Origin of the sequence: Methylococcus geothermalis, from assembly GCF_012769535.1 — a bacterium.
Taxonomy (GTDB): domain Bacteria; phylum Pseudomonadota; class Gammaproteobacteria; order Methylococcales; family Methylococcaceae; genus Methylococcus; species Methylococcus geothermalis.
Map to the genome: position 1 here is coordinate 3,104,141 of NZ_CP046565.1, position 11,554 is coordinate 3,115,694.

At 61.8% G+C, this 11,554-nt stretch carries 8 protein-coding genes; 3 read left to right on the forward strand and 5 right to left on the reverse strand.

Annotated elements, in window-relative coordinates; translation table 11 throughout:
• Positions 1-76 precede the first annotated feature (76 nt).
• A complete protein-coding gene (locus GNH96_RS14475) occupies positions 77-466 on the forward strand; it encodes a hypothetical protein (RefSeq protein ID WP_169604295.1) in 390 nt (129 codons plus the stop codon).
• A 56-nt stretch (positions 467-522) separates the two neighbouring features.
• Here GNH96_RS14475 and GNH96_RS14480 read toward each other — a convergent pair whose 3' ends face one another.
• From GNH96_RS14480 to GNH96_RS14490, 3 genes are read right to left on the reverse strand one after another with little or no spacing between them, the layout of a single operon-like run.
• Entirely contained in the window at positions 523-3,624 is a 3,102-nt protein-coding gene (locus GNH96_RS14480) for an efflux RND transporter permease subunit (RefSeq protein ID WP_169604296.1), read from the reverse strand.
• Positions 3,624-4,793, reverse strand: coding sequence for an efflux RND transporter periplasmic adaptor subunit (locus tag GNH96_RS14485; protein WP_169604297.1), 1,170 nt, complete (start codon positions 4,791-4,793; stop codon positions 3,624-3,626). The genes GNH96_RS14480 and GNH96_RS14485 overlap by 1 nt, the downstream gene beginning before the upstream one ends.
• Positions 4,790-6,535 carry a TolC family protein gene (locus tag GNH96_RS14490; RefSeq protein ID WP_228719889.1) on the reverse strand — a complete coding sequence of 582 codons (1,746 nt, stop codon included), beginning with the start codon at positions 6,533-6,535 and terminating at the stop codon, positions 4,790-4,792. Before GNH96_RS14490 ends, GNH96_RS14485 begins: the two co-directional genes overlap by 4 nt.
• Here GNH96_RS14490 and GNH96_RS14495 point away from each other — a divergent pair.
• Together GNH96_RS14495 and GNH96_RS14500 are read left to right on the forward strand one after the other, a co-directional pair.
• A complete protein-coding gene (locus GNH96_RS14495; RefSeq protein ID WP_169604298.1) occupies positions 6,443-7,120 on the forward strand; it encodes a response regulator transcription factor in 678 nt (225 codons plus the stop codon). The two genes, GNH96_RS14490 and GNH96_RS14495, sit on opposite strands and share 93 nt — an antisense overlap.
• Positions 7,117-8,547: a sensor histidine kinase gene (locus tag GNH96_RS14500; RefSeq protein WP_169604299.1), complete on the forward strand. Its 1,431-nt coding sequence runs from the start codon at positions 7,117-7,119 to the stop codon at positions 8,545-8,547. Before GNH96_RS14495 ends, GNH96_RS14500 begins: the two co-directional genes overlap by 4 nt.
• A gap of 26 nt (positions 8,548-8,573) precedes the next feature.
• Here GNH96_RS14500 and mgtA read toward each other — a convergent pair whose 3' ends face one another.
• Positions 8,574-11,126: a magnesium-translocating P-type ATPase gene (mgtA, locus tag GNH96_RS14505; RefSeq protein ID WP_169604300.1), complete on the reverse strand. Its 2,553-nt coding sequence runs from the start codon at positions 11,124-11,126 to the stop codon at positions 8,574-8,576.
• A gap of 176 nt (positions 11,127-11,302) precedes the next feature.
• Complete coding sequence (locus tag GNH96_RS14510; protein WP_169604301.1) at positions 11,303-11,524, reverse strand: hypothetical protein; 222 nt, start codon at positions 11,522-11,524, stop codon at positions 11,303-11,305.
• Positions 11,525-11,554 lie beyond the last annotated feature (30 nt).

Consider the following 11,554-nt stretch of genomic DNA (forward strand, 5'->3'; position numbering starts at 1 on the left):
GACCCCTGCCATCCCAGCAAATCCAACGGTGCATTATATAATCCCGAAATCGCCTGCATCACAAGGAAGCGCCGCCATGCTCAAGAATTTCCATCTACTTCCGCTTGCGGTGGCGCTGCTGGCCGGCTGCAGCCACGACATCGGCCTGATGCGGCAGGACGAAACCCTGACGGGATACGAGTCGGCGATTCGCTGGGGACTGTGGGAGAAAGCCGCCGGCTATCAGGCAAGACGGCCCCGCCCCGAGCAGCGTCTCGACCGCTTGAAAGGCTTCAAGGTCACGGGCTACCAGGTACGGTACAGACGCAGCGAAGAACCTTCCGCGCTGCTGTTCCAGACGGTCGAAATCCGCTACCTGCGCCCGGACGAACTCACCGAACGCAGCATGGTCGAGGAGGAAATGTGGCGCTACGACAACGACAAGGAGCGCTGGATGCTGGAAACCGATCTGCCGGAGCTGAAATAGCCGATGCGCGAAAGGACCGCATGGCGGTTGACTCACCGGCTTCGTCGTGACACTTCCTAACCGGCTCCGTCCTCAGACGAAATGGGCAATGAGGGTGCTGCCAGGCGATAAAGCACCGGAACCAGCAGCAGAGTCATCATCGTCGCGCTGAATAATCCCCAGACGATCACCGTGGCCAGGGGCCTCTGCACGTCCGAGCCGAGACCGGTGGCAAGCGATGCCGGCACCAGGCCGAGGATGGCGACCAAAGCAGTGATCAGGATGGGGCGAAGCAGACGGGTGGCGCCGTCGATGATGGCTTGTTCGAGCGGAACGCCGGCCAGCCGGTGGCTGGCGATGGTGCGCAGCAAGAGGACGCCGTCCATGATGGATACACCGAACACCGCAGCGAATCCGACGCCTGCCGAAACGTTCATGTTCATGTCGCGCAGATACAGTGCCATTGCGCCGCCGACAAAGGCGAAGGGAATGGCCGTCAGCAGAATCAGCGCTGCCCGCTGGGATTTGAAAGTGACCAGCAACAGAAGGTAGATCACGCCGATCGTCACCGGGACCAGCAAGGCGAAGTGGGCCTTTGCGCGCTTCAAGTTATCGAACATACCCAGCCACGCCACGTGGTAACCCGGCGGCATCCGGATCGCCTGCTCGAATCGCTCTTGGGCCTCGGCGACAAATCCACCCTGGTCGCGCCCGACGATGTCGCTGCGCACCGTCAGACGGCGGCGTCCATCGGCGCGGGCAATCATGGTCTGCCCGTCGACGATCTCGATGCGGGCGACCTGCGCCAGCGGGATGGGAATATTGTCTATGTTATAGACCGGCAGCCGACCCAGCGCCTGGGGCGAAAGCAAATGTTCGGGTGAAAACCGCGAGACGATATCGAAACGCCTCTCGCCCTCGAACAGCGTGCCCACCGGCGCCCCGCCGATGGCGGTATCGATCATCCGGGTGACGTCTTCGATCCTGACGTTGTAGCGGGCGCACAGCGAGCGGTCCGGCTCGATGAGCAATTGCGGCTGCGGGCCTTCCTGCTCGATGTTCACGTCGGTGGCGCCGGGCACCTGTTTCAACAGCGTTTCGGCATGCCGGGCCAAAGCCAGCAGGACGTCCGAATCGGGCCCAGAGAACTCGATGGCCATGTTAGCCGAAGTGCCGTTGGTATCCTCGGTGACACTGTCGATGATGGGCTGGGTGAAGTTGAAGCGGGTGGTCGGGAACTCCTCGCGAAAGCGGGCACCCAGGGCCGCCAGCAGCTCGTGTTTGCTCCTGAACTGAGTCCAGGTATTTCGCGGCTTCGGCCCCACCATCATTTCGATGCGGCTGGGCGGATAGGGATCGGTGCCGCTGTCGTTGCGGCCGGTCTGAGCCGCGGCGAACTGGATGTCCGGAAATTCCAGCGCGATTTCCCTCAGCCGCCGACCGAAGTGTGCGGTCTGCTGCAACGACGTCCCTTCCGGGAAATTGGCGCGCACCCAGATGACCCCTTCGTCCATGTACGGCAGGAACTCCATGCCCATCCGCGGCACCAAGAATCCTAGGACCACAGCCAGGACCACGGTTGTGGCCGCCAATACGGTGTTGCGGCGGTGAATAAGCGCAGTCAGCAGCGTCTTGTAGCGCCCGGTGAGCCCATGCAGAACGGGGTTTTCCCTTTCCCGGAAGCCTTGCTTGAAAAAAAAAGTCGCCAGAACGGGTACCACGAACAATGCCGAAAGCAGCGCACCGCCGAGCGCAAACACGATGGTCAGCGCCATGGGCCGGAACAGCAGCCCTTCGATGTGGGTGAGGGTGAGCAGTGGCAGGAACGCGCCGAGGATCATCAGGAGGGAAAAGAAAACCGGCCGCTCGACTTCCAGGGCAGCGACCAACACCGTTTGAGTGACGCTTGTTGGCTCCTCGTCACGCCGCTCGCGCTCATCCAGCCGCCGGGCGATGTTTTCCGCCATGATGACGGCACCGGCGACGATGATGCCGAAGTCGATGGCCCCGATCGACAGCAAGCCGATGGGGATTCCCGCAAGATACATCAGTACCAGCGCGAACAGCAGGGCGAACGGAATGGTGAGGGCCACCAACGCCGCCAGCAAAGGGCGCCCAAGAAAGGCCAGTAGAACCAAGATCACCAGCCCGATGCCCAGGAAAACGCTATGGCCCACGGTGTGCAGCGTACTTTCGATCAGGTTGCTGCGGTCGTAGTAAGGCTCGATGCGCACACCGGCCGGCAGCCCCTCGGCGTTGAGCTCCTTGATCGCTGCTCGCACCGCGGCCAGGACGTCGGAAGGGTTCTCGCCCTTGCGCAGCAGCACGATGCCTTCGACGGCCTCATCCTTGAGGTCTTTGCTGAAAATGCCCGCGGGAACCTTGGCATCGAGCTGCACATCGGCGACGTCATGGATATAGATCGGGGTGCCGCCCAGAGACTTGATGAAGATAGCGCCGATTTCACGTTCGTTCTGGAGCGACCCACGGCCCCGGATGACGAACGACATGCTGCCTCGCGAAAGCACGCTGCCGCCCGCGCTGGCATTGTTGGTCTGGATGGCGTCCGCCACGTCATTGACCGACAGACCGTAGCGCTGAAGCTGGGCCGGATGAAGCAGCACCGCAAATTGTTTGGCATAGCCCCCGAAATTGGAGACTTCGGCCACGCCGGGCGCCCGGAGCAACCGGGGTATGACGACCCAATCGTTGAGGGTACGCAGCTCCATCAAGTCCTGGCGGCCGTCCGACACCAGCTCGTAGCGCAGCACCTCGCCATAGGCCGTGGCCAGAGGGCCCATTTCGGCCCGGGCTCCCTCCGGCAATGCGAGTCCGGCCAACTTCTCCTGCACTCGCTGGCGCGCCCAGTAACTCTCGGTCCCCTCCTCGAAGATCAGCTGAACCTGCGACAGGCCGAAGATCGTGCGCGAGCGGATGGTTTCCACCTTGGGCACGTTGCGCATGGCGATCTCAACCGGCAGCGTCACCTGTCGCTCCACTTCCTCCGGCGCCCGGCCGGGATAGGTCGTGATCACCTGCACCATCTGGGCAGAGATGTCCGGATAGGCGTCGATCTTCATCCGTGTGAACAGCCAAACCCCGAGCAGCATCAGGGCTCCGGCAACGATCAGAACGATCCAGCGGTAGCGCAATGCCCCGCGGATAAGGCGCGGTACCATTAAGGGTCGTCTCCTTCATCCACCGGCGCCTGCTTCGATTTGAGCAGCGCTTCAACCACGAGGGGCTTCAGCAGAATCGCGCCATTACCTATCAGCCGTTCGCCGCCTTTCAAACCGTCCAGGATTTCGACTCGTTCGCCGGCCCGTTCTCCGACCTGGACAGGGGTGACCCGCCACAGGCCGACACCGGCATCGGTCAACACGAAGTCGGTGCCGCCGATATGTAAGACGCCATCCGACGGCACCAATACCGCCTCGCGCGGGTCCGTGCCCAGGCCGATTTCGGCATACATGCCGGGCTTGAGCTGGCCCCGGCTGTCGTCGAGCTCGAAGAACACACGCAGGGTCCGGCGTTCCGATGACAACGCTGGCGCCAGGCTGCGCACCGTCCCGTGGAAGGTTTGCCCAGGCAGGCCGAAGAAATGCGCTTCGCAGGCCTGGCCCGGTTTGACCAGGCTAATCCGCACTTCCGGCACGTCCGCCATCATCATGGCCGAATCGGCGTCCGCGTGCTCCAGCAGCGCCGGATCTACCCCTGCCTGCAGCAACTGGCGCTCCAGATCGGCATGGCTATGAGTGGCCTGGGTGAGTGCGCTCTCGGCCTCGAACACAGCCTTCTGCCCCTCCAACTGAATCTCTAGCAGCGTCGCTTCCGCCATGGCGAGGTCACGGACCGCCTCGGTACCTGTAGCCACCAACTTGCGCAGGCGTTCAACCACCCGTTCTTGCGATTGCAGTTGCGCTGCCGTCAGTTCACGGGTCTTCTTCAAGCGCTTGGCATCGAAATCCATTTCCGTGCGTGCTTTTTCCCAATCCGCGTAAATGCCCGACAGCTCCACGTTGCTGAACTGCCAGCGGTCTTCCAGTGCCTCCTTCCCGGGGCGAAGCCGCGCCATTACTGCGCCGGTCACCATGACCAGCGGCGTGACGATGTGTTCCTTCCGCACTGTCGGGATCTCGAATTTCTGCTCCAGCAGGCTGCCGGGCTTGACGGAAATGAGCAAGGGGCCGGCCACGGCCGCCGTTGCGGAGTTCGGTGCACGGTCGACCGCAGGCGGCGGCGAAGCAGGCCAGAACCGCCAGCCCCCCACCGCCAGGATCAGGACTCCGCCGGCCACCAGGACCGCGTGACGAAACGACACCGCAGAGGAAGTGGCACGAGGGATCATCGAAGCACCTGCTTTCCGATAGCGGCGTTGAGGGCATAAAGTGAATGCCAGTAGCTGGAGCGGGCGGCAATATGCAGACGGAAGGTCTCACGGTAGGCGCGCTGGGCATCCAGCACGTCGATCAGCGGTTTACCCCCCAGTTCGTAGGCAGCGCGGATCTTGTCGCGAACGTTTCGCGCCGCATCAAGCTGGCCCGGATCGTCGATCAGCAAGGCATCCCGCGCGGCCTCGAAGGTTTTTACCGCCTGCACTATCTCCGCGCGCAGATTCACGAGCTGCATGTTCAGATTGTGTTCGGCCTGGGTCCGCAAGGAACGTGCTTTGGCGATATGACCCTGATTGCGGTCGAACACCGGTAGGCTCATTTGCAGGATGACGTTCCACGAATCGGCATTGGCCTGATCCATCTCATGCTGGAACTGATTGGTATAGCCGAAGGCAGGCTTGACCTCCGGGTAAGCGCGGCGCTCTTCCAGCTCCACGTTGGCTGTCGCCATCACGATCTGGCGCTGCAACGCGATCAGATCAGGCCGGTTTTCCCCCGCCAGGGCAAAGGCTGCATCGGTAGTCAAGGGGGTCGCCGGCGCGTCGACGTCCAAATCACCCTTCACTTTCAGCGGCACTTCCTCGGAATAACCCAGGAAGGACCGCAGCCGGGCGAGGGCCGTCGCCAATGCGGTCTCTCGTGCGCGAATCTCGCGGCGGCTTCCGAAAATGAACACCTTGACGCGGTCCAGCTCGATGGTGCCCGCGCCTCCGAGCTCCACACGGTTCGCCGTGATCTGCTCCAACTGCGACAGGTTGTCGAGGTCGACCCGAGCGAGATCGAGCAAGGCCTGGGCCTCTAGCACATCGTAAAAGGCTGAGATCGTGCCGGCGATGCGCTGCCGGAGCAGATCGGAGAACTGCGCCGTAGTCACGTCCACGCCCTTCTGGGCGGTGACGATGGCGGCAGCACGCTTGCCAAAGACGAACCAGTCGATGGGAAAACTCACGAGGGCATCCGTCTGGGTCGGGCCGCCCTGTCGCGTGGGACGCCACGGCTGTCCCCAAGGGATCATGAGCAAGTCGGCAGTCAGCTCCGGATTCGGCAGCAGTCCGGCCGTCACCAGTTCGGCCTCTGCTTGCCGCACATTTTCAAAACCGGCCTTGATCTGCGGATCGGCCTCCAATGCGCGGCTTATTGCCGCATCCAGGGTGAACTCGCGAACCTCCTCTTGCTGCACCGTACCCGCAGCACTGCCAGGCGCCGACGACAGCGGAACCGCCGCAGCCGCGAGCGGAGACGTTGCCGGATTGACCGTCTTTCCCGTCGGACCAGCGTCCTGCATGAATACTGGCAGCGGTGCCGCCTTATAGTCCGGCACCATGCAGGCGACGGGACCCAAGGCGGCACAAGCAAGCTGCAACAACAAACGGCCGCTTGGGAAACTGTTACCGTTGGACCCGATGCTGCACTGCGCCATTTCTGATTGCCGCGATTTTTGGGACGACTGACTCGGTTCGATGTCGACTATGCAACTTGCCGAAAGCTTACTGAAGAACCGCCGAATCGGTTCTGAATTTTTCTTAAGGATCAGTGGAAACGTCTGGCCACCGGATAAACTTGCCCAATCCGATTCTAGTGCATGCCGAATACGTAGCGGCTTATGAGGATTTTGCTCGTCGAAGATGACAGAAAGGCCGCAGGGCTTCTGGCGAGGGGACTTCAGGAGGAAGGCTTCGTGGTTGATGTCGCCCACACAGCCGAGGACGGGGACGAGCAAATCGTTGGCGTGGACTACAGCCTGATCGTGCTGGATTGGCTGCTTCCGGGCAAAGAGGGAGTCGCATTTTGCAAGGAATTGCGATTACGCGGCATTCAGACTCCCATCCTGATGCTTACCGCCCGCGATGGGCTGATGGATCGGCTGCAGGGACTCAACACCGGTGCCGACGATTACCTCACCAAGCCTTTCGCATTCGAAGAGTTACTGGCACGCATGCGTGCGTTGCTGCGGAGGTGCAAGTTGACGCAGCCGGCAGCGTTGACGGTTGCCGATTTGACGCTCAACCCCTTGACTCATCGTGTGACGCGAAGAGGAGCCCCCCTGGTCCTTACCCCCAAAGAGTATGCGATTCTCGAAATTCTCGTGCGGCACGCCGGCGAAGTCGTGAGCCGCACCCGCCTTGCTGAACTGGTTTGGAAGGCCGATTTGATCGGCATCGACAATCTGATCGACGTTCATGTCAGCAATTTACGCAGAAAACTCGATCTGCCCGGTGCCACCCCCCTCATTCGAACGGTGAGAGGCCATGGTTATTGCTTGATAGGGGGAGAAGAATGAACGTGCTTAGTTTCCGAATCCGCCTCGTTCTCGCCCATTTGGTCATCATCGTGGCAGTGCTGGCCTGCGGAGCGTCCGGCGCATACTGGATGCTCCGGCACGCGGTCCACGACCAGCTCGATGCCGCGCTCCTGGCTCTTGCGGAAACGGAAAAGGCGATGCTGATAGAGGCGGCGGAGCAACCTCCCAGGGTTCACGAAACCACGCCAGGCCCTGCGCCCCTCTCTTTCGCCCGCCTCGACAGACTCGTTCAGATCATCGACGCGAGCGGCCAAGTTCTGGCTCGCAGCCTCAACCTCGGCGCGGCCAGACTTCCCGCGCCACCCGCTTTGCTGTCACGCCTTGCCGCAGGAGAAACCGTTTTCGAGACGCTCCCGGCTTTCGGCGAGGAGCCGGTCCGGATGGTGTCGATGCCAGTCCAGGCACTCGGCTCGCGCCTCGCGATCCAGGTCGCCGGCTCTCTGGATGACGTAAGCAACGTGATGAAATCAGCCAATTTGCTATTCGTCGTCATGACGCTCGGATTGCTGGTGGCGGTCGGGCTCGCCAGCCTATCACTGACTCGCAAGGCATTTCGAGCAATCGATGAAGTGGTGCAGCGAGCGCACCGGATTGGTGAGGCGAACCTCGGCGAACGGCTGCCTCATCCCGGAACCCGCGATGAAATCGGCCGCCTGGTGGACACTCTGAACGAGATGCTTGATCGCATCGAGCAAAGTTTCGAAGTCCAACGAAGTTTTACCGCCGACGCTTCCCATGAACTGCGATCACCGCTATCCAGACTGCGCACCGAGCTCGAAATCACGCTGCGACGGCCCCGTGCACTTGCTGACTACGTGCGGACCTTGCGCTCCTGCTTGGAAGAAGTGGAGCGGCTGACCAGGCTGGTGGAAGAACTTCTCGTGCTTGCCCGAATCGATGCGGGCCAGGAACACGATCCTATCGAAACGGTCTCTCTAAACGCGCTTGTTGAAGAAGCGGTGCGCCGCCATCAACCGGTTGCTCGCGAGTGTTCGGTACGCATCGTCGTCGAACCCTCCCCAGAGGTCATGGTTCGCGTGGCAGGAGACTCTGTCAGTCTCGTGTTCTCCAACATCCTGGATAATGCCCTGAAATTCTCACCACCAGGCGGAACCGTGACGATCCGCTTCGCGCTTGACGGGCCAGACGCCATCGTAAGCATCTCCGATCACGGACCGGGGATTGGCACCGACGAACCTGCCCGGCTGTTCGAGCGCTTTTACCGGGGCGCCATGGCTCGCGCCGAAGGAATGCCCGGCACCGGTCTTGGCCTGGCGCTTTCGCAAGCCATCGCCCATCGTTACGGCGGAGCCATCGACGCATCGAATCTTCCGGACGGCGGTGCCCGCTTTGCAGTACGGCTCCCCGCCGCGATCCAAGAGGGTCGGCTTGCATCTGAAACGTGATCCCCGCGCCGGCTCCATGCGGAGCCTCAGGTCTCGAATCGCCGGAAAAACCAGCGCTTGATGACTTCGACCGCGGTCAGGTACATGACCACGATCCCCATGAGTACGGTAAAGAACGCCCCGGGCAGCGGTTCAAAACCGAAATAAGGCCCGAGCGGTGTAAAAGGCAGTACGACGGCGACACCCACCACGACCACGGCGGTGGCCAGAAGCGCCGGATGCGATGGGCTGCGGAACGGCGCGCGCCGGGTACGGATGAGGAAGATGACCAGCACCTGGGTGGCCAGCGACTCAACGAACCAGCCGGTCTGGAACAGGGCCTGACTGGCCTGAAATACGTCGAGCATGAGGTAGAAAGTCAGAAAGTCGAACAGCGAACTGACCGGCCCCAGGGTGAGCATGAAGTTCCGGATAAAGTTCATGTCCCAATGGCGCGGCCGGGCCATGAATTCCTCGTCCACCCGGTCGAGGGGAATCGGCACTTCGGAGGTGTCGTAGAGAAAATTGTTGAGCAGGATTTGGGTGGGCAGCATGGGCAGGAATGGCAGCCACAGCGAGGCGCCAGCCATGCTGAACATGTTGCCGAAGTTGGAGCTGGTGCCCATCATGATGTACTTCATGATGTTGCCGAAGGTGCGGCGCCCCTCCATCACACCGTGGTGTAACACGCGGAGGTCGTGTTCGAGGAGAATCATGTCGGCGGCTTCCTTGGCCACGTCCACCGCGCCGTCCACCGACAGGCTGACATCGGCGGTATGCAGGGGCGGGGCATCGTTGATCCCATCGCCCAAAAAACCCACTACCCGACCTCGCTGTTTCAGGGCCAAAATGATTCGGTTTTTCTGTTGGGGTGTGACCCGGCAGAACAGGTTCACCTTGTCCACCACGGCGGCCAGGGCGTGGTCATCCATATCCGCGAGTTCCGGCCCCTTGAGCACCCCGCGCACCGGCACGCCCAACTCCCGGCACAGATGCTGGGTCACCCGTTCGTTGTCGCCGGTGACGATCTTCACCTCCACCCCGCCGCCGGCAAGTTCTGCCAGGGTTTCGCTGGCGGTGGCCTTGGGTGGATCGAGGAATGCGGCAAAGCCGGCGAAGACCAGTTCGCTTTCGTCATCGACCACCGCGTGTCCATGGGTCAGGTCCACGTCCCGGAAGGCAATGCCAAGGACACGAAATCCGTCGTCGCTCAGTGCGCCGAACAGGCGGGCAAGCCGGGCATGGGCTGCCGCATCCAAAGGTTGGACGCCGTCAGTGTCATCGGCCAAATAGCCGATGGACAGACTCAGAATGTCCTCCGGCGCCCCCTTGACTACCACCAGCCGGCGCTTGCCGTCAGCCACCAGCACCGACACCCGGCGCCGCTCAAAATCGAAGGGCACCTCGTCGATCTTGGTCCAGCCGCTGACGTCAATCTCTTGGTGATCCAGGATGGCCTCGTCCAAGGGACTGCGCAGGCCGGTTTCGAAATAGCTGTTGAGATAGGCCAGCTCGATCACCCGACGGCAGTCTTTGCCTTCAGCATCCACATACTTTTCCAGGCGGATGTGCGCCTCGGTCAGAGTACCGGTCTTGTCGGTGCACAGCACGTCCATGCTGCCGAGATCGTGGATAGCGGCGAGCCGCTTGACGATCACTTTCTTCTCCGCCATACGCAGCGCCCCGCGAGACAGGGTCACGGATACCACCATCGGCAAGAGCTCGGGCGTGAGCCCCACGGCCAGCGCCACGGCGAAAAGGAAAGTGTCCAGCCAGGGGCGGCCGAAGAACGTGTTGACGAACAGAACAAACAGCACCAGCAAGAGGGTGATGCGCACCAGGAGGAGACCGAATTGCCGGGTGCCGTGCTCGAAGGCGGTAGGAGGTGGCCGCCGCTGGATCGTTTCGGCGATGCCGCCGAGATAGGTGCGGTTTCCGGTGGCGCAGACCAGAAGGCGGGCCGAACCGCTGATCACCGACGAGCCCATGAAGACGGCGCCAGTCGCGGTTTGCGGATCGAGACCGGTCCCTCCCTCGACGGCGGCCTTCTCCACCGGGTATGGCTCGCCGGTCAAGAGCGCCTGGCTAACGAAGAAGTCCCGTGCTTCCAAGAGACGACCATCGGCGGGTACCCGATCACCCGCCGCCAGGAACACCACGTCTGCCGGCACCAGTTCGGCCACGGGAATCGCCTTCGTTACGCCATCCCTTTGTACCCGCGCGGTATTGGCAATAGATTCGCGTAATCGCTCCGCCGCCCGGTCGGCGCGGTGCTCCTGGATGAAATCCAGGGTCACGCTGGCCAGCACCATCACGCAGATGATGACGAAACTGGCTTGCTCGTGCACGAAAGCGGAGACCGCGCCCGCTGCAACCAGGAGCAACACCAACGGATTCTGGAACCGGCTTAGGAACGCCACCAATGCAGTACGCCGGGCGTGATGACTCAGCACGTTCGGTCCGTGCGCCTTGAGCCGTCGCCATGCCTCGGCTTGCGTCAATCCTGCCTGCGACACGCCACCATTGGACAGCAATTGGGAAAGGGGCTGGGAGAGAAAATCGGTCGTCGCGCCGGCATGCGGGAGGTTTTTCGGCCGCATCGGGAAAGGCCTTCTTTTCACCTCTTTCGCCACTCGTTCCGATTGGCCTCGGAGACCGGCGGGCAAAGGAGGAATGGGCGGTCAAGCAGAGACTCTCCGCTTAACCTCAATCGGAGAGGAACCGGGGTACTCGCTCCGGATTTCATGGGACGGCAGGAGCGGCGGCTTCGCGGGATCTACAGGTTCAGGGCGTAGAACATATCGGCGATTTTCAAATCGATGGCATCGACCTGGGCATTGATCGCATTCATCGTCGCGTCGACCTCTCTGTGCAGATTCAACAGCTTCAACTGGGTATCGGCGGCCAGCCCGTTGAAGCGATCACTCTCGATCAGAGCCGTCAGCGCGTTGTGATTCTCGAGTAATGTCGCAATCTTGTTTCCCAGATCGGTGTGCATCGGTTCTCCCAAAGAATCTAAGTCGGCAGC

What these genes read in the sequence shown, in the direction of transcription:
- GNH96_RS14475 (WP_169604295.1), top strand. Translation starts at nt 77, where the DNA reads ATGCTCAAGAATTTCCATCTACTTCCGCTTGCGGTGGCGCTGCTGGCC.
- GNH96_RS14480 (WP_169604296.1), bottom strand. Translation starts at nt 3,624, where the DNA reads ATGGTACCGCGCCTTATCCGCGGGGCATTGCGCTACCGCTGGATCGTT.
- GNH96_RS14485 (WP_169604297.1), bottom strand. Translation starts at nt 4,793, where the DNA reads ATGATCCCTCGTGCCACTTCCTCTGCGGTGTCGTTTCGTCACGCGGTC.
- GNH96_RS14495 (WP_169604298.1), top strand. Translation starts at nt 6,443, where the DNA reads ATGAGGATTTTGCTCGTCGAAGATGACAGAAAGGCCGCAGGGCTTCTG.
- GNH96_RS14500 (WP_169604299.1), top strand. Translation starts at nt 7,117, where the DNA reads ATGAACGTGCTTAGTTTCCGAATCCGCCTCGTTCTCGCCCATTTGGTC.
- mgtA (WP_169604300.1), bottom strand. Translation starts at nt 11,126, where the DNA reads ATGCGGCCGAAAAACCTCCCGCATGCCGGCGCGACGACCGATTTTCTC.
- GNH96_RS14510 (WP_169604301.1), bottom strand. Translation starts at nt 11,524, where the DNA reads ATGCACACCGATCTGGGAAACAAGATTGCGACATTACTCGAGAATCAC.